Origin of the sequence: Caballeronia sp. LP006 (assembly GCF_031450995.1) — a bacterium.
GTDB lineage: Bacteria > Pseudomonadota > Gammaproteobacteria > Burkholderiales > Burkholderiaceae > Caballeronia.
In genome coordinates this window covers 810,410-831,732 of sequence record NZ_JARTVW010000005.1, presented here as the reverse complement: position 1 = coordinate 831,732, position 21,323 = coordinate 810,410, and the positions used below count along the sequence as shown (strand labels likewise).

Sequence of the window (21,323 nt, the reverse complement as noted above, 5' to 3'; positions counted from 1 at the left end):
CGGTGCGCGGGCTTCGCACCCGCGCATTGAAGGATTCGCTCGCGCTCACCGCCGCCGCGCGAGCTCGCTCAACCGATATTGAGCACGCCATCGCGCTCGTTCAAATGAGCATGCAGCGGATCACCCTCGGCGATGGCAAGCACATTCGGTTCGACCGAATAAAACGTCTCGTAGCCAACGCCTCTCAGATAGTCGCGAATATCGTTCTCGCTGCCCTTGATCCATTCGACCAAAAGCGCAGGCTTGCATCGAAGCAAGGTCTCGCGCGCGCCTCTCAACACATCCATTTCCATGCCTTCGACGTCGATCTTCAGAAGATCGACGCGTTCGAGCTTCAGGGAATCGATACTGATCATCGGCACCGTCGTGCTTGCGGCGGCATCGTAAGAGATAGCCTGGCCGATGAACTCGGTGTGCTCACGCGGCCTGATCTCCAGACTGCCGAAGCTCGCCGAAGAGAAGTAATCCGGTTGAGGAATGCCGATCTCGCCCACGGACTCACCCAATGCAGCCAGCCTGGCCCGCGCATTGAGGCAGTTGTTGAGCGCGAGATTGCCGGCCAGCGCGTAGTAGATGATCTCCTGCGCCTCGAAACTCAGCACCCGTCCCCAGCCGTTCATGTGACGCGCCCATTCCACGGAATGCACGCCGATATTCGCGCCGCCGTCTATGGCGAATACGCCGTCACCGAAATAACGACGACGCAGCGCGAGAAGAGAGAGCACGAACTGCACTTCTTGCGGATCGAAGCTGGACTTGCTGAGGATCTGATGCCCGACGCCGTAGGTGTAGTTCGATACGGCGTTCTGCACGGCGTTGAAGTCGTTGCGATTGACGATCAGCGTGCCATGGTTTGACGCGGCGAGAATGAAGGCGATGGGGCGCTCGATGTGACTCATGCGGTTTTAAGTGTGTCCGGAAATCCGCAAGAGTCTAGCCACTGGATGGATTGACGCAATCAGTCGATGGCCCGAAAACTGTCATAAAGATGCGTCGGCAAGATCAACGGCGCATCAAGCCAGCGCGTAATGCAGCGCAATTCCCACGAACAACATGCCGCCGAGCCAGTTGTTATGTTTGAACGCAGCGAAACATCCCATGCGGTCGCGCTCGCGAATCAGCGCGTAGTGATAGACGGCGCATGCCGCGGCGGCAAGCCAGCCAAGCCAGTACGCGCAGCCAAAGCCAAGCGCCACGCCTATGCCCACATAGATGGCGAGCGTCACGGCATAGCAAAGCATGACGGCGAACACGTCGTATCGCCCGAAAGTGAGCGCCGATGTACGGATGCCTATCTTGATGTCGTCGTCGCGATCGACCATGGCGTATTCGGTGTCGTAGGCCACCGACCAGAACACGTTGGCCGCGAGCATGATCCACGCGAGCGCGGGCACGTGATTCTGCACGGCGGCAAACGCCATGGGAATGCCGAAGCCGAACGCAATGCCGAGATACGCCTGCGGTATGGCGAAGAATCGCTTGGTGAAGGGATAGCTGCCCGCGACGAACAGCGCGAACACCGACAGTTCTTTCGTGAGTGTGTTGAGCGGCAGTATCAGCAAAAACGCAAGGAGCGATAAAGCCGCCGCGAGCGCCACCGCTTCCCATGCCTTGATCTTGCCCGACGTGATCGGACGCTCGGCCGTACGCTTCACGTAGCGGTCGAAATCGCGGTCGGCGTAGTCGTTGATGGCGCAGCCCGCCGAGCGCATGAGAATGGTGCCGATCACGAAGATGACGAGCAGCATTGGCGAAGGATGCCCGTTGGATGCGATCCACAATGCGTTGAGCGTCGGCCACAACAGCAGCAGGCTGCCGATGGGTTTATCCAGGCGCACGAGGCGCATATACAGCGGAAGGCGGGCGAGCATGGCAAGGCAGCGAAAGTTCGATGGCCTATTCTAGACCAGCGTGCTGGCGCAAGCCCGCGCATTGCGCCCACAAAAAAACCCCGCGCACGGGGTTTTCATCGAAGCGTTTGAAGCTTTCCAAGCGTTTGAAGCCGAGACGTCAGGCCAGCATGGCGCGCAACATCCACGCGGTCTTTTCATGCGTCTGCATGCGCTGCGTGAGCAAGTCGGCGGTCGGCTCGTCGTTGGCGGCGTCCGTCGCGGGGAAGATTTCGCGCGCCGTGCGCACCACCGCTTCCTGACCTTGTACCAACTGGCGAATCATCTCTTCGGCCGAGGGCACGCCATCCGCTTCCGGAATGGTCGACAGCCGCGCGAAGTCTTTGTAGCTGCCCGGTGCATGCACGCCCAGCGCGCGAATACGTTCGGCGATGGCATCCACGGCGAGTGCGAGTTCGTTGTATTGCGTCTCGAACATCAGATGGAGCGTGTTGAACATCGGCCCCGTGACGTTCCAGTGAAAATTATGCGTCTTCAGGTATAGCGTGTACGTGTCGGCCAGCAGACGGGACAGCCCGTCGGCGATCTTCTTGCGATCCTCGTCGTTGATGCCGATGTTGACGGGAGGTGCAGCGTCTTTGTTCGCCATATTGACTCCGTGAAAGTGTGATTCGAACGTTGAGTGCGCCTATTGCTCAAGCGAGGCGCGAAGCTACAGACCGTCCGCTAGTTTATCGTAGAAACAAGGTCACTTTTTTATATGGCGCGGCTTTGCATGCGTGGAAGACAGGCCGCCGCGTCGTGCTGACAGAGCGGCCTGTCTTCGTGTCGATAGACGTCCTGCCTCAGGCGAAAACGCCCGCGCCCGCGCCATGCAATGCACTGGCAACGACGAGCCCGTAACCCATCGCGACGGCGCCAAACGCAAGCGTCACGCGCACTTTGCGACTAGTGGCTTCGATATGTTTCATGGCCTGCTCGATGGTGTTGAATGCCTGATTCATGGTCGTTTCTCCCTGGCCGATCACGCGGCCGCGGTATCTTCCTCGTCCTGCTTCACGGTTACTTTCTGTCCGAGCTTGATAAGAGCATCTATCACGCCTGCCGCATAAGCCGGGTCCGCGCGGCGGAAGTGTTCGATCTGACGCGCGACGATCTCATCCGGTACGCCGAAGATATGCCGCGCGATATTGCCAAAGAACCGCTCGCGCTGCGCTTCGTCGAAGAGACGGAAAAGCGCGCCTGCCTGGCTGTAGTAGTCGTCGTCCTCACGGTGATCGAAGCGATACACCGTCCCCGCCGCGAGCGGCGGCTCGTTCACGCTCGCGTCCTGCGCGAATTCGCCAAAGCGGTTCGGCTCGTAATTGACGCGCGATCCGAGATTGCCGTCGACGCGCATTCCGCCATCGCGATGAAATGCATTCGCCACCGGCACGCGCGGCGCATTCACCGGAATCTGATGATGATTGATGCCGAGCCGATAGCGCTGCGTGTCGCCATAAGAGAAGAGGCGCCCTTGCAGCAAGCGGTCCGGCGAGAAGCCGATGCCCGGCACCACGTTGGCGGGCGTGAACGCGGCCTGCTCGACTTCCGCGAAATAGTTCTGCGCATTGCGGTTCAATTCGATCACGCCGACATCGATCAGCGGATGGTCCTTGTGCGGCCACACCTTGGTGACATCGAACGGATTGATGCGATAGCGCGCCGCTTCCTCCTCGCTCATCACCTGAATGCGGAAATTCCAGCGCGGAAACTCGCCACGATCGATGTTGTCGACCAGATCGCGCTGCGCGCTTTCCCGATCGTTGGCGATCACGGCGCCGGCTTCGGCATCCGTGTAGTTTTCGAGCGGCTGCTGCGACTTGAAATGGAACTTCACGTAGAAGCGCTCGTTATCGGCGTTGATGAACGAGAACGTGTGCGAGCCGAAGCCATGCATCTGCCGATAGTTCTTCGGAATACCGCGATCGCTCATGAGAATCGTCACCTGATGCAGCGATTCCGGATGACGCGACCAGAAATCCCAAGCGGCGACATTGCTGCGCGTGTTCGTGTATGGGTCGCGCTTCTGCGTGTGGATGAAGTCGGGAAATTTCAGCGGATCGCGGATGAAGAACACCGGCGTGTTGTTGCCGACCACGTCCCAGTTGCCTTCCTCGGTGTAGAACTTGATGGAGAAGCCGCGCACGTCGCGTTCGGCATCGGCGGCGCCGCGTTCGCCTGCCACCGTCGAGAAGCGCATGAAAATCGGCGTTTCCTTGCCGATCTCCGAGAAAATCTTGGCTTTCGTATAGCGCGAGATGTCGTGCGTGACGCGGAACGTACCGAAGGCGCCCGAACCCTTTGCATGCACGCGGCGCTCGGGAATCACTTCGCGGTCGAAATGCGCGAGTTTTTCGATCAGCCAAAAATCCTGCAAGGTCACGGGACCGCGCGGACCGGCGGTTTGCGAATTCTGATTGTCGCCGACGGGTGCGCCAGCGGCAGTCGTGAGGCGTTCGTTGGTCATCGTGATACTCCTGTTTTTGCGTTGGCTTGAGATGAGTGATGCGACGGTTCGCCGAGTTTCAGGCGACGCGGGCGAAGTCCGCTAGAACGCGCACGGCGACGTGGCGCAGTTCGTTCCATGATTTGGCGATGGCGGCGTGGCGGTGCATGACGTTCCTCCGTGGGCTTGGCCGGAGTGGCCAAGCGCTGTCGATGGAGGAATCTTATAGAAAACTATCGAAAACAAAAATTTGATTGAATTTATCTATTCGATAGCTGGGGGCGCCACCCAAATAAAAAAGCCGTGACTTCGATGAAGGCACGGCTTTGCAATGAAACGTGAAACTTGCGGCGAACTCAGTTCACCGCCACTGGTATGTCCAGCTTTCTCACGCCAGGCAAATCGCAGGCAGCGATGGCATCACTGATCGCGTCGATGGCAGGCACGCGCGTGAAGCTCTTGCGCCACGCCAGCACGACGCGCCGGTCCGGGACGGGGTCATCGAACGCGACGTAACTAAGCAGGCCGGAATCGATGCCCGCCGCGTGCGGCTTCACTTCATGCACCGACATACGCGGCAGGACCGTGATGCCGACGCCGCTTGCCACCATATGCCGGATGGTTTCCAGCGACGAGCCTTCGAAGGTCTTTTGAATGCCGTCCGCGTTCTGCGAGAAGCGCATCAGCTCCGGACACACGCCGAGAACGTGATCGCGGAAGCAATGGCCGCTGCCGAGCAGCAGCATGGTTTCCTGCTTCAAATCGTCCGGATCGATCTTCGCGCGGTTTTCCCACGCATGACCCGAAGGCATGGCAACGACGAACGGCTCGTCGTACAGCGCGCGCACCATGAGGCCCGTTTCGGGAAATGGCAGCGCCATGATCGCCACATCGATCTCGCCCTGCTTCAGCAGTTCGATCAGCTTGAGCGTGTAGTTTTCCTGGAGCATTAGCGGCATCTGCGGCACCGCCTTGATCATCTGCTTGACGAGCGTCGGCAGCAGATACGGCCCGATCGTATAAATGACGCCTAGGCGCAGCGGTCCGACAAGCGGGTCCTTGCCCTGTTTGGCGATTTCCTTGATGGCGAGCGTCTGTTCGAGCACGCGCTGCGCCTGCGTGACGATCTGCTCGCCGATGGGCGTCACGCTGACTTCGCTCGTGCCGCGCTCGAAGATCTGCACGTTGAGTTCGTCTTCGAGCTTCTTGATTGCCACCGACAGCGTCGGCTGGCTGACGAAGCACGCTTCGGCGGCGCGGCCAAAGTGCCGCTCGCGCGCAACCGCGACGATGTACTTCAGTTCAGTGAGCGTCATTGGAGGCCAATGGAATACATTGATTCGATAGGTTTATCTTATACACCCGCCAAGCGCAATTCGACAACTCTCGCGGCTATTGCAAACGCGGCTGTGTATCTAGCAAATAGGGACCGACGACGCCCGCTCAAGTTCATCCATCATGCTTTTAAATACTGTTCGCGCACGCCCAGCCAGCGGGTGAGATGGCGCGTAACGGCGTCTGGGAACGCTTCGAGCATGCGATCCGCGGCCGCGCGCGCGGGTTCGATCAGCCAGCCGTCGTTTTCGAGGCTGGCAAAACGCAGCATCGCCTCACCGGACTGGCGCGCGCCGAGAAACTCGCCGGGACCGCGAATTTCAAGATCGCGGCGGGCGATCTCGAAGCCATCGGTCGTTTCGCGCATCGTTTGCAACCGGGAGCGCGCGGTTTGCGAGAGCGGATTCGCGTACATCAGCACGCACACGGAAGCGGCGCTGCCGCGCCCCACGCGTCCACGCAACTGATGCAGCTGCGCGAGCCCGAAACGCTCCGCATGCTCGATCACCATCAGCGACGCATTCGGCACGTCCACGCCCACTTCGATCACCGTGGTCGCGACCAGCAATTGCACTTCGTTGCGCGAGAAGGCGTCCATGACCGCCGCCTTTTCAGCGGGCGCAAGCCGACCGTGAACCAGCCCGACGCGCAGTTCGGGCAGCGCCGCGACGAGCGTTTCGTAAGTCTCGACGGCGGTTTGCAACTGCAGCGTCTCGCTTTCCTCGATCAACGGACACACCCAATAAACTTGCCGGCCAGTCAGCGCCGCCTCGCGCACGCGGCCGATGATCTCGTCGCGGCGGCTGTCGGAGACGATTCTCGTGAGAATCGGCGTGCGGCCAGGCGGCAGTTCGTCGATGGTCGAGACATCGAGATCGGCGTAATAGGTCATGGCGAGCGTTCGGGGGATCGGCGTCGCGGACATCATCAGCTGATGCGGCTGGAAGTCCTTCGCCCCGTTCGATGCTTTCTGCGCCTTCGCCCGCAGCGCAAGCCGCTGCGCGACACCGAAGCGATGCTGCTCATCCACGATCACGAGGCCCAAACGCGCGAACTCGACCGAGTCCTGAATGATCGCGTGCGTGCCGATGACGAGGTGCGCGGTGCCGAGCGCGGCGGCCTCGCTTGCGCTGCGTTTGTCCCGGGCTTTGAGACTGCCGGCGAGCCACGCGACCGACACGCCGAGCGGTTCGAGCCAGCCGCGCAGCTTGCGCGCGTGCTGTTCCGCGAGAATTTCGGTCGGCGCCATGAGCGCGGCCTGATAACCGGCGTCGATGGCCTGCGCCGCCGCGAGCGCCGCGACGATGGTCTTGCCGCTGCCGACATCGCCTTGCAAAAGACGTTGCATCGGATGCGCGAGCGTCAGTTCGTGCGCGATTTCCGCGCTGACGCGCTGCTGCGCGCCGGTCAGCGAAAACGGCAGCGCTTTCAGTAGACGCACGACGAGCGAGGCGGAATCGCCAGCGGCACGGCGCGGCATGGCAGGCGCGGCGCGAGTGCGGCGCTCGGCGTGCGCGCGCTTGAGCGACAACTGCTGCGCGAGCAGTTCCTCGAACTTGATGCGCGTCCACGCCGGATGCGTGCCGTCGATAAGCGCGGTTTCGTCGGAATCCGCGCGCGGATGATGCAGCGTGCGCACCGCGTCGAGCAGGCCGGGCACGTTGAGCGGGGCGAGATGCGCGCGCGCGATCGGCTCGGGCAGCAACTCCGGCAGAAACACGCGAGAGAGCGCGCTGTCGATCGCCTTGCGCAGATACGCCTGCGAGACGCCCGCGGTCGCCGGATAGACGGGCGTGAGCGCTTGCGGCAGCGGCGTGTCGTCATCGACGGGGCGCACGACCGGGTGCACCATCTCCAAGCCGAAAAAGCCGCCGCGCACGTCGCCGCGCACGCGCAGGCGCACGCCGACGGACACCTGCTTGACTTGCGAACCGTAGAAGTTGAGAAAGCGCAGCGTCAGGTCGTCGCCGGCATCGTCGCGAATCTTCACGAGCAATTGCCGCTTCGGCCGATACGCGATCTCGTTATCGAACACGACGCCTTCCGTCTGCGCGATGTCGCCGGGAATGAGTTCGGCGATTGGCGTGAGCGACGTTTCGTCTTCATAGCGCATCGGCAGATGCAAGACGAGGTCGATGTCGGTCTTCAAGCCGAGCTTGGCGAGCTTGTCGGCGGGTTTGACGAGCTTGGGCGCGGTTTTGCCGGCGCTAGTCAGACCGGCGTTCCCAGTTTTCGCGGCCGACGCGGGTTGGGCGGCGCGAGTGGACTGCGCGTCCGCCACGCTTGGCTCCTCGAAGGTTTCGGCGGCGCTGTCGAAACCCGCGTCTTGAGCCTTCGCCGCCGAAGCAGTCGGCTGCGAATCACCGTCGTCGAGCGCGGACGCCCGCACCTCGCCCTCCGGCTGGATCGTGCCCGTTATCACCGGCTTCGGCGCTTTCTTCCGCGTGCGCGCGGCCTTCCCTTCGACACGCGCGCCGCTGTCTTCGGCGCTTGGAAACGCTTCGTCGGGAGAAGTCACGCGGCGGTCGGACAAGGGCATCTGCTCTCTTCGCAAGTACAATATGGGGTTTTGGTCGGCGCGCCTGTGCCGCCCTCAAGCAACATCGGGCAACTATCAAACGCCATGTTCACGCTTTCCGATTTCGATTTTAATCTGCCGCCCGAGCTGATCGCGCAGAGTGCGCTCACCGAGCGCAGCGCGAGCCGTCTGCTCGAAGTGGATAATCGCGTTTCGCCGGCCACGCTCATCGACCGGCGTTTCTCCGATCTGCCGAACCGGCTCGACGCCGGCGATCTGCTCGTCTTCAACGATACCAAAGTACTCAAGGCGCGCTTCCTCGGCCAGAAGGCCAGTGGCGGACGCGTGGAAGTGCTGGTAGAGCGTCTGACGGGCGCAACCACCGCGCTTGCGCAGATTCGCGCGAGCAAGAGTCCCGGGCCGGGCACGACCATTCGCCTCGCCGATGCATTCGATGTCACCGTCGGTGAGCGCGTCGAACCGTTCTATACGCTGCATTTTCCGGCCGAATGCCTGACGCTCATCGAGCAATACGGGCGCTTGCCGCTTCCGCCGTATATCGAGCACGACCCCGACGCCTACGACGAAACGCGTTATCAGACCGTCTACGCAGCGAATCCCGGCGCGGTAGCGGCGCCGACGGCAGGCCTCCATTTCGACGATGCCCTCTTCGCCCGGCTCGACGCGCGTGGAGTCGAACGCGCCACGCTCACGCTGCACGTCGGCGCGGGCACGTTTCAGCCGGTACGCGTGGACAATATCGCCGAGCACAAGATGCACAGCGAGTGGTACGAGTTGCCGCAGTCGCTCGTCGATAAAATCGCGGCGGTGAAGGCGCGCGGCAATCGCGTGATCGCCGTGGGCACGACGTCCATGCGCGCGCTGGAAGCCGCCGCCCGCGACGCCGCCGAAGCCGGCCGCCCGCTCGCCGCGACGAGCGCCGAGACGGATATCTTCATCACGCCGGGCTACACCTTCCGCGTGGTCGACCGGCTCGTCACCAATTTCCATTTGCCGAAGTCGACGCTCCTGATGCTCGTGTCCGCCTTCGCCGGCATGGACGCGATCCGCGCGGCTTACCAGCACGCCATCGACGAGAAATACCGCTTCTTCAGTTATGGCGATGCCATGCTTTTGACTCGCCATTCCCAAACTTAACCATCTACGCGCCGGACGTATCGACCGAAGCTGACGGCTTGACTTCCATGGCCAGCGACAGCGCTTACCATGGCGACAATCTCTGCACTCCCCGGCGGCCCAGGAACCACAATGACCGAGAATCACACTCCGCCCGACAACGGCCTCAAGTTCGAACTGCTCGCCACCGACGGACAGGCGCGTCGCGGCCGTCTGACGCTGAATCACGGCGTCGTCGAAACGCCGATCTTCATGCCGGTCGGTACCTACGGCACCGTCAAGGCAATCCAGCCGCGCGAACTCGAAGAGATTCGCGCGCAGATCATCCTCGGCAATACGTTTCATCTTTGGCTGCGTCCGGGTCTCGAGACCATCGGCGCGCATGGCGGGCTGCACAGGTTCATGGGATGGAACCGTCCCATTCTCACGGATTCAGGCGGCTTTCAAGTGTTTTCGCTGGGCGAACTGCGCAAGATCACGGAAGAAGGCGTGACGTTCGCTTCGCCGATCAATGGCGACAAACTTTTTCTCTCGCCCGAAGTGTCGATGCAGATTCAGAAGGTGCTGAATTCAGACATCGTCATGCAGTTCGACGAGTGCACGCCTTACGCCACAAACGGCGTACCGACGACGCACCAGGAAGCCGCCGACTCCATGCGCATGTCCATGCGCTGGGCGAAGCGCTCCATTGACGAGTTCAGCGGACTCGGCAATCCGAACGCGCTGTTCGGCATCGTGCAGGGCGGCATGTTCGAGGACTTGCGCGACGAGTCGCTCGCGGGTCTCTCGGAAATCGGCTTCCATGGGCTCGCCATAGGCGGCCTTTCGGTCGGCGAGCCGAAGGAGGACATGATGCGCGTGCTCGATCACATCGGTCCGAAGCTGCCCGCCGACAAGCCGCATTATTTGATGGGCGTCGGCACGCCGGAAGATCTGGTCGCGGGCGTGGCCGCAGGCGTCGACATGTTCGATTGCGTGATGCCCACGCGCAACGCGCGCAACGGCTGGCTCTTCACGCGCTTCGGCGACCTCAAGATCAAGAACGCGACGCACAAGAACTCGCAAAAGCCGCTCGACGAAAGCTGCGGTTGTTATACGTGCCGCCATTTCACGCGCGCTTATCTGCACCATCTGCATCGCGTCGGGGAAATTCTGGGCGCGCAACTGAACACCATTCACAACTTGCATTACTACCTGGAACTTATCGGCGAAGTGCGCCAATCGATCGAAACACACACGTTCGAGGCATTTCGCAAGACGTTCGCGGAGAATCGGGCGCGCGGCGTCGACTAAGGCGGGACGGATATCGCCCGGACAAGCATTACAATCGCCTTTCCGTCGCTCGCAACGGACTCTCGAAAGTCGCGGTAACGGCTTGATGCCAAAGCGCATTCCAGCCATTTGAGGGGCGCGGCGAGTGGTAGAATATCGGGCTAATTTCTGGCCCAGGTTTTCAAACGCATTTGCGAACGTCATTTCGAACGCAATTCTGAACGTATTAACGGAGAGACCAACGTGTCGTTCATTTCCAATGCCTTTGCACAAGGCACCGCCAGCAGCGCGGAATCGAGCCTGATGAGCTTCCTGCCGCTGATCCTGATGTTCGCCGTGTTGTACTTCATCATGATCCGTCCGCAGATGAAGCGTCAGAAAGAACATCGCAACATGCTGTCGGCCATGGCCAAGGGCGATGAAGTCGTCACGAACGGCGGCATCGTCGGCAAGGTCACGAAGGTGTCGGAAGCTTACGTCGGCGTGGAAATCGCCGAAGGCACGGAAATCACCGTGCAGAAGGCTGCCGTCACGACCATTCTCCCGAAGGGCACCATCAAAGCGCTGTAAGGCCACGTTCCTTCGCGTCCGGCGCGGCCTCGCCACCGAGCCACCGGGTCTTCCCATGCGGTTCGCAGCGCATGACGCCGGACGCCCCCTCCCCCGCAGCCAACTTTCCGTTCGGCCATCCCCATGAATCGTTATCCCCTCTGGAAGTATGTCGTGATGCTGGTGGCGCTCGTCATCGGTCTCGTCTACACGCTTCCCAATTTCTTCGGCGAAGCGCCTGCCGTGCAGGTATCGAGCGGCAAGGCAACCGTGAAGCTCGACTCCGCCACGCTTTCGACTGTCGAGAGCGCGCTCGCCGCGGCAAAGATCCAGTCCGACGAAGTCACGTTCGACAACTCGGCGGCGAGTGCGAACATTCGTGTGCGTCTGAAAGACACGGACACGCAGTTGCATGCGAAAGACATCATCACGAAGGCGCTGAACAGCGACCCGACCGACCCGCAGTACATCGTCGCGCTGAACCTGCAGAGCGCATCGCCGCGCTGGCTCTCCGCGCTGCATGCATTGCCGATGTACCTCGGTCTCGACTTGCGCGGCGGTGTGCACTTCCTGCTGCAAGTGGACATGGCCGGCGCGCTCAACAAGAAGCTCGATTCCGACGCCGCCGACGCGCGCACGTACCTGCGCGACCGCAATATCCGCGATGGCGGCGTGAATCGCGTGGGGCAATCGGTGGTGGTGAATTTCGCCGATGCGGCCGCGGCCGACAACGCGCGCACGTTGCTCACGACGGGCGTCGCCGAATTGCAATGGACCACGCGTCAGGGCGGCGACGGCTATCAGGTGGTCGGCACCTTCACGCCGGGCACGCAGCGCACGGTGGAAGACGGCGCGCTCAAGCAAAACATCACGACGCTGCATAACCGCGTCAACGAACTCGGCGTGGCCGAGCCCGTGATTCAGCAGCAGGGTTCGGACCGGATCGTCGTCGAGCTGCCGGGCGTGCAGGACACGGCGAAGGCAAAGGACATCATCGGCCGCACGGCGACGCTCGAAGCACGTCTCGCCGATCCCGTGAACACCTACGGAAACGCAACCGACCCGGTGCCGCCGGGCGACGAAGCGTTCAAGCAGGGCGACCGCACCGTGTTCCTGCGCAAGCAGATCATCTTCACGGGCGACCGCATCATCGACGCGTCCACGGGCTTCGACGATCATCAGCGTCCGTCCGTGAATCTTCGCCTCGACTCGGCCGGCGGCCGCGCGGTGTCGAGCGTGTCGCGCGACAACATCGGCAAGCCGATGGCCATGGTTCTGTTCGAAAAGGGCAAGGGCGAAGTGCTGACGGTCGCGACCATCCAGTCCGAACTCGGCGACCGCTTCCAGATTACCGGCCAGCCGACGCCGCAAGCCGCCACGGATCTCGCGCTGCTCTTGCGCGCCGGTTCGCTCGCAGCGCCAATGGACATCATCGAGGAACGCACGGTCGGGCCGAGCCTTGGCGCCGACAACATCAAGAAGGGCTTCGATTCGGTGCAGTACGGTTTCGCCGCGATCGCCATCTTCATGATCGTGTACTACATGCTGTTCGGCCTGATCTCCATGTTGTCGCTGTCGGTCAACCTGCTGCTGCTCGTCGCGATCCTCTCCATGCTGCAGGCCACGCTGACCTTGCCGGGTATCGCGGCTATTGCGCTTGCGCTCGGCATGGCGATCGACGCGAACGTGCTGATCAACGAACGTATCCGCGAAGAACTGCGTAACGGCGCGCCGCCGCAAACGGCGATACAGGAAGGTTTCAAACACGCCTGGGCGACCATTCTCGACTCGAATGTCACCACGCTGATCGCCGGTCTCGCGCTGCTCGCGTTCGGCTCGGGTCCGGTACGCGGCTTCGCGGTCGTGCACTGTATCGGCATTCTGACCTCGATGTTCTCGGCGGTGTTCTTCTCGCGCGGCCTCGTGAACCTGTGGTACGGCGGCAAGAAGAAGCTGAAGTCGCTGGCTATCGGTCAGGTGTGGCGCCCGGAAGGCGGCAACACCGAAGCTGCGGCGGCCGCGTATCTCGCCGCCCAACGCGGTGACGATTCGCCCGTCGACGAAATCATCAAGACGGCGAAAGGCAAGACCAAGACGGCTGTTCCCGTCGCGGCGCCGCGTGCTCAGGTTCAGACGCCTGCGCGCGGTGGCAAGCCGAGCGTGCGCCGCCGTTCTGGTCCTGGCATCGATGAGGAAAAACCGGGTTCGCCCCGCTGATTGACTGAACCCCGGAGAAACGAAACATGGAATTCTTCCGCATTCGCCGCGACTTGCCGTTGATGCAGCGCGCGTTGATCTTCAACGCGATCTCGCTCATCACGTTCCTCGCGGCTGTTTTTTTCCTCGTGCATCGAGGCCTGCATCTGTCGGTGGAGTTCACGGGCGGGACGGTCATCGAGGTGCAGTATCCGCAAGCCGTGCCGCTCGAACCCGTGCGCGGCACCATGGCCAGGCTCGGTTACGCCGATGCGCAAGTGCAGAACTTCGGCACATCGCGCGACGTGCTCATCCGTTTGCCGATCAAGCAAGGCCTCACGTCGGCGCAGCAGAGCGATCAGGTGATCACCGCGCTCAAGGTCAACGACCCGCAAGTCACACTGCAACGTGTCGAGTTCGTCGGGCCCCAGGTGGGCAAGGAACTCGTGACCAACGGGCTGTTGGCGCTGGCTTGCGTGGTGATCGGCATCGTGATCTATCTGTCGTTCCGCTTCGAGTGGAAGTATGCGGTGGCGGGCGTTATCGCCAACTTGCACGACGTGGTGATCATTCTCGGCTTCTTCGCTTACTTCCAGTGGGAGTTCTCGCTGTCCGTGCTGGCGGCGATTCTCGCGGTGCTCGGCTATTCGGTTAACGAGTCGGTGGTTATCTTCGACCGGATTCGTGAAACCTTCCGCAAGCAGCGCAAGATGACGGTGATCGAGGTCATCAACCACGCGATCACGAGCACGATGTCGCGAACCATCATTACTCACGGCTGTACGGAAATGATGGTGCTCTCGATGTTCTTCTTCGGCGGTCCGACGCTGCATTACTTCGCGCTGGCGCTGACGGTGGGTATTCTGTTCGGTATCTACTCGTCGGTGTTCGTGGCCGCCGCGCTTGCGATGTGGCTGGGCGTGAAGCGTGAAGATCTCGTCAAGGACAAGAAGGACAGGTTCGATCCGAACGATCCGAACGCGGGCGCTCAGGTTTAAGGCGCGTCGTAACGATGGACAAGCAAAGGGCCGGTCTTCGAAAGGAGACCGGCCCTTTGCATTTGGCACGGGCGCAAAAAAACCGCCTCACGCACAGCACGCGAGGCGGTTTCATTCCACAATCGATGAAACTTACTGCTTCACCCCTTCGGCCTGGATATGCAGCGTCGTCTTCAGGCTGAAGCCGTACGACTTGCCGTAGTCCATGCCGAAGTCGCCGCGATCGAACGTCGCCGACGCTTCCGTGCCGCACACTTCCTTCTTCATCATCGGATTGACGAAGCACTTGAAGGTGTCGAGCTTCAGGTTGAGCGGCTTGGTCACGCCGTGCATGGTCAGCGTGCCGATGACTTCAACCGGCGTGTCGCCGTTGAAGCGGATCGACGTGCCCTTGTACACCGCGGTCGGGTACTTGGCGACATCGAAAAATTCGGCTTTTTGCAGATGCTCGTCGAGCTTCGCGTTGCCGGTGTTGATCGATGCAATGTCGATCGTCACTTCAGCCGTTCCAGTCTTCGCCGCGCGATCGAGCACGACGGTGCCGCTGCTCTTGTTGAACTTGCCGCGCCACGTGGACACGCCGCCGAAGTGATCGGATTCGAAGCTCGGATACGTGTGGTTCGGATCGAGCTGGTAGGTATCAGCGGCCATTGCGCTGAACGAAAGGCTGGCTGCAAGCGCGCCTGCGGCGAAAACGGAAAGTTTGTTCAAGTGCTTCTCCTGGTTGAATCGTTGCGATGCAATGAGTTGGCTTTGATTTGCTTGAGTCGGCCGCTTACTTCTTCGCGGCGACGATATGAAACTTGATGACGACATCGTCGGCGACCACCGACGTGTCTTTCCATTCACCCGTTCCAATGTCGAACTGGTTGCGCTTGATCGGCAGCGAGCCGTCGAACGTTTCCGTTGCGCCCTGCTGCGTGATGGTCACGGGCACCGTGACCGTCTGCGACTTGCCCTTGATGGTGATTTTGCCCGTCACCTTGTATTGATTGCCGCCCGCCGGCGCAATGGCGCTCGAAACGAACGTGGCGGTCGGATAGGTCGCGGCATCGAACCATTCCTTGCCGCGCACCTGCTTGTTGTAGTCGTCGTCGCCGAGATCGTAGCTGCCGGTATCGATCGTGATATTCGCGCTGCCGGCGGCGGGCTTGGCCGGATCGAACGAAATCTGCGCCGTGAACTTGTTGAACTTGCCGTCCGTGGGCACGTTCATCTGCTTCGATGTCGCGGTCACGCTGCTCTTGCTCACGTCCACTTGCGCATGTGCGCCGATGGCGAGCGCAAGCGAGCTCGCCGATACGGCGGCCAGCATCCAACGATTGAGTTTCACTTTCATGTGTACCTTTTCCTGATCGGGTCCGACGAACATCCGGTATTGGAAATCAAAAGAATGCTGGAAAAAACAGCAGGCGGGAAACGCCTTGCCAACGCACAGGAAACAATCGCATCGGCGGCTTAGCGCAGAAACGGAAGCATGCGGCCGAGCAAGCCATCGCGATCGACGAAATGATGCTTGAGTGCCGCGAGCACGTGCATCACGACGAAGAAGAGCAACGTGTAGTTCAGCGCAATATGCACGATTCTCAACGTCGCCTTCAAAGCCTTGTCCGGCCCGATGATGGTTGGCAACGGCAACACGCCGAGATAAACCACCTGCAAGCCGGCCGCGGAACTATAAAGATAACCCGATGCGGGAATCACCAGCATGAGTGCGTAAAGGAGGAAATGCGTGAGATGCGCCGCGCCCTTCTGCCAGCCCGGCATGTCGACGGGCATCGGCGGCGCGCGATGCGTGGCGCGCCACACGAGCCGCAGAACGGCAAGCGCGAACACGGTCACGCCAATCCACTTGTGCCACGAAAAATACTTGAGCTTGGTCGGCGTGAACCCCGGGATGTCCGTCATGATCCAGCCGAGATAAAAGCCGCATACGATCAGCAACGCAATCAGCCAGTGCAGGCCGATTGCCGTGGCGCTGTATCGTCCGGTCGACTGAGCCGACGCGATGCGAACGCTGCTTTCCATATTGCTTCACCCTGATATTCATCGTTATGCGGCTGGCCGTCCGGAACGACGGGTCTTCAAGGCCGCAATCCTACATCAACAATACGGAATTGCCAGCGCGTGCGAGGTGTCTGCCCAATAGCCGCAAAGCCCCGCCGCCATTGACGCTGCGCGCTCTTTTGCTGCTACGTCGCACTGTTGCAACGAACTATTCCGCCCATGCAACGGTCGATTGATTCATTCGGCTTCAGTCGCCCGCGCGCCCTGCAAGACGCCTATTACACGCCCGACCGACGCCCGACCGGCGCCCAATGAGGAATAACGATGGAGCATGCGCCAATATTCCCGCGCTCGTTTCACCGCGTCCACCACCTGTCCGCGCCGCCGGATAAGCGTCAGTCCCGCGACGTTTGTTACCATGCTGCTTCCGATCGCGCTGGCTCGTAATTTGCTGTGCTCGCTCCGAGCCGATCTTCGCGGCGCCAGATCAACCCGCATCAGAAGGCTCGGCTTCAGACCATGAACGAGAACGAACCGGATGAACTCATTGCGTGCCACGAGTGTGACGCGCTTTTCAAGAAGCGCGCGTTGCCCCGGCATACGTCGGCGCGCTGTCCGCGTTGCGGTGCGCTGCTCTATCGCAGTATCGCGGGCAATCTCGATCGCATCAGCGCCATGACGCTCGCCGCGCTGATCACCTTCGTGATCGCGCAGGCGTTTCCCATCGTCGAACTGGACGCCAACGGCATCACTTCGCAGACCACGCTGATCGGTGCAATCGTTTCCTTGTGGAACGAGCAGATGGAGATCATCGCGGTGCTGGTGTTCTTCGCCACCATCTTCGCGCCGCTCGCCGAACTGCTCGCGCTGCTCTACGTGCTCGTGCCGCTGCGCGCGGGTTACGTGCCGCCGGGCTTCAATGCCACGTTACGCACCATTCAGTTCGTGCGTCCGTGGGGAATGATCGAGGTGTTCATGCTCGGCGTGCTCGTCACGCTCGTGAAGATGGTGAGTCTCGCGCGCGTGATTCCCGAAGCCGCGCTGTTCGCTTTCGGCGCGCTGACGCTGATGGTCGCCGTGGTCGTGAGCTTCGATCCGCAACGGCTGTGGGATATCGCCGAAAAGCTGCCCAAGCGCGCGGAACGCAGACAACGCATCGCACCGACGGTGAGGCAGAAATCATGAATCCGGATCAAACCAGCGCGGCCGTCGATGAACCCGCAGCGCCTCCGCCTACGCTCTACACCACGGCATCGCGCCAGAACGTCGTGGCGTGCCACGCATGCGGTCTGGTGCAGCCGCTCGCGCATACCATCGAAAGACAGCGCTGCACGCGCTGCGACGCGGTCGTGCACCGGCGGCACCCGGATGCCATCGCGCGCACGTGGGCACTTCTTATCAGCGCGGCGATTTTGTACATTCCGGCAAACCTGTTTCCGGTCATGCACACGTCGTCCATTCTCGGCTCCGAGGACGACACCATCATGTCGGGCGTCGCGCTCTTCTGGAACGATGGCGACTATCCGCTCGCGGCAATCATCTTCATCGCCAGCATTCTCGTACCGATGATGAAGCTCGCCACGCTCGGCTTCCTGCTCATCAGCGTACAGCGACGCTCGGTGTGGCGACCGCGCCAGCGGACCACGCTCTTTAGAATCGTCGAAGGCATCGGACGATGGTCGATGCTCGACGTCTTCGTGGTCACGCTCACCGTCGCGCTGGTGCGTTTCAAGTCGCTCGCGGTCATCACGGCGGGACCGGGAACCATCGCCTTCGCTTCGGTGGTCGTGCTTACCATGCTCGCATCCATGCAATTCGACCCGCGCCTCATATGGGACAACATAGAACCGTCAGGAAAGAAACATGACTAGTGGCCAGGGGCCGAACGGGCCGAACGAATCCACGCGTGGTGACGAGCCGTCGAAACAAGGCGGCGGACTGCCGCCCAATCTGCCGGAACCGGTGATCGAGCCACGCAGCCGCTGGCTGCCTTCGCTCGTGTGGGTCATTCCGCTCGTGGCGGCGTTGATCGGCATCTTTCTGGTGGTCAAGACGGTGACGAGCCGTGGACCGACGGTGACCATCAGCTTCGTCAGCGCGGAAGGGCTCGAGACCGGCAAGACCAAGGTGAAGTACAAGGACGTGGATATCGGCACGGTCAAGTCGATCACGTTGTCGAAAGACCATTCACGCGTACTCGTCGATGTGCAACTCACCAAGGAAGCCACCGATTTCGCCGTGAAGGACACGCGCTTCTGGGTCGTGCGCCCGCGCGTGGCGGCAAGCGGGGTGACGGGGTTATCCACCTTGCTCTCGGGTGCGTATATCGGTGTCGATGCGGGCAAGTCCTCCGAGGATCAGAGCTATTTCGTCGGGCTGGAGACGCCGCCCGCCGTCACGGCGGATCAGAAAGGCCACACTTTCACGCTGCACGGAGAATCTCTCGGTTCGTTGGACATCGGCTCGCCGGTCTATTACCGGCGCGTGCAGGTCGGTCAGGTGACGGCGTTTTCGCTCGACAAGGACGGCACCGGCGTCACCATGCAAGTGTTCGTCAATTCACCCTACGATCAATACGTAGGCGGCAATTCGCGCTGGTGGCATGCGAGCGGCGTGGATCTGCGCCTGGATTCGAGCGGCTTCACGCTGAACACGCAGTCGCTCGCGACGGTGATTCTCGGCGGCATTGCGTTCCAGACGCCGCCGAACCAGCAGTCGGGCGCGCAGGCAAAGGACAACTCCACGTTCCGCCTCGCCGCCGACCAAGCCGACGCCATGCGCGATCCGGACGGCGAGCCCGTGCACGTGGTGATGAACTTCAATCAATCGCTGCGTGGCTTGTCGGTCGGCGCGCCGGTCGATTTCCGCGGCATCGTGCTCGGTCAGGTGACGGGTATCGGCGTGCGCTACGACCAGGAATCGCATTCCTTCATGATGCCGGTGACGATCGACCTCTATCCGGACCGCCTCGGCCGGCGCGCGAAGGAAGCGCTCCCCGACAAGGGGTCGCCGGCGAGCCAGGACATGCTCAATCTGCTCGTCAAGCGCGGTCTGCGCGGCCAGTTGCGCACGGGCAATCTGCTGACGAGCCAGCTTTACGTCGCGCTCGACTTCTTCCCGAAGGCGCCGGCCGCGAAGGTGCTCGCCAACACAGACCCGATCGAGTTGCCGACCGTGCCGAACACGCTCGACGAATTGCAATTGCAGATCGCCGACATCGCCCGCAAGCTCGACAAGATTCCGTTCGACGAGATCGGCACGAATCTGAACGGCTCGCTCAAGCAGGCCAATGCGCTCTTCAAGCAACTCGATACGGAAGTCGTGCCGGAAATGCGCAGCACGCTGACCGAGGCGCAGAAAACCTTCGGCGCGGCGCAGTCGACGCTTTCGCAAGATTCGCCGGTCCAGTCCGACGTGCGTCAGGCCATGCAGGAACTCACGCGGACGCTGCAATCGCTCAATGCGCTCGCCGATTATCTGGAACGCCATCCGGAATCGCTGTTGCGCGGGAAAACGGGAGAAAAACCATGAGGTTCGTCGCGTCGTTGTTGACTCTGGGCGCGGCAGGCGTGCTCGCCGCCTGCGCCTCGTCGCCGTCGAGCCGCTTCTACACGCTCACCGGAACGGACGCGCCGGGCGCGGCGCCCGCGCAGCCGGCCTCGCTCTATTTCGAACTCGCGCCGGTGGACATGCCGCAGCAGGTCACGCGCAACCAGTTGGTCGTGCAGACGAGCCCCGCGCAGGTCAAGGTGCTCGAAACGGAACGCTGGGCCTCGCTGCCGTCCGACGAAATGCGGCGCGCGCTGTCCGCGGATCTGACACGCCAGCTCGGGGCAATCGATGTCTCGGGCACGGCGCGGCCGGAAGGAACGCCGCTGTATCGCGTGAAGGTGAACGTGCAGCGCTTCGAATCGTGGCCGGGCTCGCGGGCCGTGATCGACGCCGTGTGGAGCGTGCAGACATCGGCGGGAGCGCAGACGACGCTCACGTGCCGGACCGTGGCGCAGGAACGCGTCGGCGATGGTTTCGATGCGCTCGTCGACGGGCATCGGCAGGCGGTGAGCGAGATTGCATCGGCGATTTCGAGCGGCGTGCGAAGTGTCGCCGCGCTGCCGCCCGCGCCCGCCGTCTCGTCGTCCGCGAAGGGCAAGACGGCCGCCAGCACGCCGAATGCGCCGCTCTTGCCGTGCCCGGCGGGGAATCTGGCGGCGTTGTCACCAGACGACACCCACGCGCGGCGTCCCCTGTAATTTGCCGATGGCTTGCGTGCGTCCGTTAAGATCATTCTCGACTGCATTAAGAAATGATCGCGAAGATAGATAATGAAACTGATCGGTTCGCACACAAGTCCATACGTCCGCAAGGTTCGGATCGTGATGGCAGAGAAGAAGATTGATTGCGAACTGGTGCTCGAGGACGTATGGGCATCCGATTCCAAGATCCACGACTACAACCCGCTCGGCAAGGTGCCCTGCCTGATTCTGGACGACGGCGAAGCGGTGTTCGATTCGCGCGTGATCTGCGAGTTCGTGGATACGCTCACGCCTGTCGGCAAGCTTCTGCCGCAGGAACGCCGCGAGCGCACCGAAGTGCGCTGCTGGGAAGCGCTCGCCGACGGCATGCTCGACGCCGCCGTGCTGATTCGCCTGGAAGGCGTGCTGCGTGAGGAAGGACAGCGCAGCGAGGCGTGGATCAAGCGGCAGCGTTTGAAGATCGACGACGGCATTCGCGCAATGGCGCGCGGTCTTGGCTCGAAGCAATGGTGCTCGGCGAACCGTTTCACACTTGCCGATATCGCCTGTGGCTGCGCGCTCAGTTATCTGGATTTCCGCCTGCCGGAGTTGAATTGGCGCGATGCGCACCCGGCGCTCGATAAGTTTTACGCGCGGCTTGCGCAACGGCAGTCGTTCGTGGATACGGCGCCGGCTTGAACGCGAGCGGACGCTTCGCTTCCCGGATTGACGCGGCCTCGA

At 61.7% G+C, this 21,323-nt stretch carries 20 protein-coding genes; 10 read left to right on the top strand and 10 right to left on the bottom strand.

The window, feature by feature from the left end; all coding sequences use genetic code 11:
* Window positions 1-68 precede the first annotated feature (68 nt).
* The 7 genes from P9250_RS20630 to recG form a co-directional block, all read right to left on the bottom strand.
* A complete protein-coding gene (locus tag P9250_RS20630; protein WP_310394879.1) occupies window positions 69-899 on the bottom strand; it encodes an FkbM family methyltransferase in 831 nt (276 codons plus the stop codon).
* Window positions 900-1,013: 114 nt separating this feature from the next.
* Window positions 1,014-1,871, bottom strand: a complete 858-nt coding sequence (ubiA, locus tag P9250_RS20625) for a 4-hydroxybenzoate octaprenyltransferase (RefSeq protein WP_310394877.1) — start codon at window positions 1,869-1,871, stop codon at window positions 1,014-1,016.
* Between the two features lie 139 nt (window positions 1,872-2,010).
* The gene (locus tag P9250_RS20620; RefSeq protein ID WP_244827024.1) at window positions 2,011-2,499 is read right to left on the bottom strand and encodes a Dps family protein; all 489 of its coding nucleotides are present in this window, start codon (window positions 2,497-2,499) and stop codon (window positions 2,011-2,013) included.
* Window positions 2,500-2,695: 196 nt separating this feature from the next.
* Complete coding sequence (locus P9250_RS20615) at window positions 2,696-2,854, bottom strand: hypothetical protein (protein WP_244827023.1); 159 nt, start codon at window positions 2,852-2,854, stop codon at window positions 2,696-2,698.
* A gap of 20 nt (window positions 2,855-2,874) precedes the next feature.
* Window positions 2,875-4,359 carry a catalase gene (locus tag P9250_RS20610; protein ID WP_250463071.1) on the bottom strand — a complete coding sequence of 495 codons (1,485 nt, stop codon included), beginning with the start codon at window positions 4,357-4,359 and terminating at the stop codon, window positions 2,875-2,877.
* Window positions 4,360-4,694: 335 nt separating this feature from the next.
* Complete coding sequence (locus P9250_RS20605; protein WP_244827021.1) at window positions 4,695-5,654, bottom strand: hydrogen peroxide-inducible genes activator; 960 nt, start codon at window positions 5,652-5,654, stop codon at window positions 4,695-4,697.
* Window positions 5,655-5,794: 140 nt separating this feature from the next.
* On the bottom strand, window positions 5,795-8,212 hold the full coding sequence (gene recG, locus P9250_RS20600; RefSeq protein ID WP_310394874.1) for an ATP-dependent DNA helicase RecG: 2,418 nt from the start codon (window positions 8,210-8,212) through the stop codon (window positions 5,795-5,797).
* Between the two features lie 84 nt (window positions 8,213-8,296).
* Between recG and queA the strand changes: the two genes are divergently transcribed.
* The 5 genes from queA to secF all read left to right on the top strand — a co-directional run bounded on the left by queA (window position 8,297) and on the right by secF (window position 14,343).
* Window positions 8,297-9,349 (top strand): tRNA preQ1(34) S-adenosylmethionine ribosyltransferase-isomerase QueA, encoded by a 1,053-nt coding sequence (queA, locus tag P9250_RS20595; RefSeq protein WP_309841366.1) that lies wholly within the window; start codon window positions 8,297-8,299, stop codon window positions 9,347-9,349.
* A 111-nt stretch (window positions 9,350-9,460) separates the two neighbouring features.
* Window positions 9,461-10,621: a tRNA guanosine(34) transglycosylase Tgt gene (gene tgt / locus P9250_RS20590; protein WP_310394873.1), complete on the top strand. Its 1,161-nt coding sequence runs from the start codon at window positions 9,461-9,463 to the stop codon at window positions 10,619-10,621.
* Window positions 10,622-10,843: 222 nt separating this feature from the next.
* Window positions 10,844-11,170 carry a preprotein translocase subunit YajC gene (gene yajC, locus P9250_RS20585; RefSeq protein ID WP_244827017.1) on the top strand — a complete coding sequence of 109 codons (327 nt, stop codon included), beginning with the start codon at window positions 10,844-10,846 and terminating at the stop codon, window positions 11,168-11,170.
* Between the two features lie 123 nt (window positions 11,171-11,293).
* Window positions 11,294-13,366 carry a protein translocase subunit SecD gene (secD, locus tag P9250_RS20580; RefSeq protein WP_310394871.1) on the top strand — a complete coding sequence of 691 codons (2,073 nt, stop codon included), beginning with the start codon at window positions 11,294-11,296 and terminating at the stop codon, window positions 13,364-13,366.
* A 26-nt stretch (window positions 13,367-13,392) separates the two neighbouring features.
* A complete protein-coding gene (gene secF / locus P9250_RS20575) occupies window positions 13,393-14,343 on the top strand; it encodes a protein translocase subunit SecF (RefSeq protein WP_250463062.1) in 951 nt (316 codons plus the stop codon).
* Between the two features lie 132 nt (window positions 14,344-14,475).
* On the opposite strand, the gene P9250_RS20570 is transcribed toward secF, so the two are convergent.
* From P9250_RS20570 to P9250_RS20560, 3 genes are all read right to left on the bottom strand, one after another.
* Window positions 14,476-14,994: a YceI family protein gene (locus P9250_RS20570; protein ID WP_244827958.1), complete on the bottom strand. Its 519-nt coding sequence runs from the start codon at window positions 14,992-14,994 to the stop codon at window positions 14,476-14,478.
* Window positions 14,995-15,118: 124 nt separating this feature from the next.
* Window positions 15,119-15,682, bottom strand: coding sequence for a YceI family protein (locus tag P9250_RS20565; RefSeq protein ID WP_244827014.1), 564 nt, complete (start codon window positions 15,680-15,682; stop codon window positions 15,119-15,121).
* Window positions 15,683-15,801: 119 nt separating this feature from the next.
* Entirely contained in the window at window positions 15,802-16,371 is a 570-nt protein-coding gene (locus P9250_RS20560) for a cytochrome b (protein WP_244827013.1), read from the bottom strand.
* Between the two features lie 498 nt (window positions 16,372-16,869).
* On the opposite strand from P9250_RS20560, the gene P9250_RS20555 reads away from it, so the two are divergent.
* The 5 genes from P9250_RS20555 (at window position 16,870) to P9250_RS20535 (ending at window position 21,281) form a co-directional block, all read left to right on the top strand.
* Window positions 16,870-17,535 carry a paraquat-inducible protein A gene (locus P9250_RS20555; protein WP_250463059.1) on the top strand — a complete coding sequence of 222 codons (666 nt, stop codon included), beginning with the start codon at window positions 16,870-16,872 and terminating at the stop codon, window positions 17,533-17,535.
* Window positions 17,532-18,221, top strand: coding sequence for a paraquat-inducible protein A (locus P9250_RS20550; RefSeq protein WP_250508562.1), 690 nt, complete (start codon window positions 17,532-17,534; stop codon window positions 18,219-18,221). The genes P9250_RS20555 and P9250_RS20550 overlap by 4 nt, the downstream gene beginning before the upstream one ends.
* On the top strand, window positions 18,214-19,881 hold the full coding sequence (locus tag P9250_RS20545) for an intermembrane transport protein PqiB (protein ID WP_250463054.1): 1,668 nt from the start codon (window positions 18,214-18,216) through the stop codon (window positions 19,879-19,881). The genes P9250_RS20550 and P9250_RS20545 overlap by 8 nt, the downstream gene beginning before the upstream one ends.
* The gene (locus tag P9250_RS20540) at window positions 19,878-20,600 is read left to right on the top strand and encodes a PqiC family protein (protein ID WP_310394865.1); all 723 of its coding nucleotides are present in this window, start codon (window positions 19,878-19,880) and stop codon (window positions 20,598-20,600) included. The genes P9250_RS20545 and P9250_RS20540 overlap by 4 nt, the downstream gene beginning before the upstream one ends.
* A gap of 72 nt (window positions 20,601-20,672) precedes the next feature.
* Window positions 20,673-21,281, top strand: a complete 609-nt coding sequence (locus P9250_RS20535; RefSeq protein WP_244827008.1) for a glutathione S-transferase N-terminal domain-containing protein — start codon at window positions 20,673-20,675, stop codon at window positions 21,279-21,281.
* The last annotated feature ends 42 nt before the right edge of the window (window positions 21,282-21,323 follow it).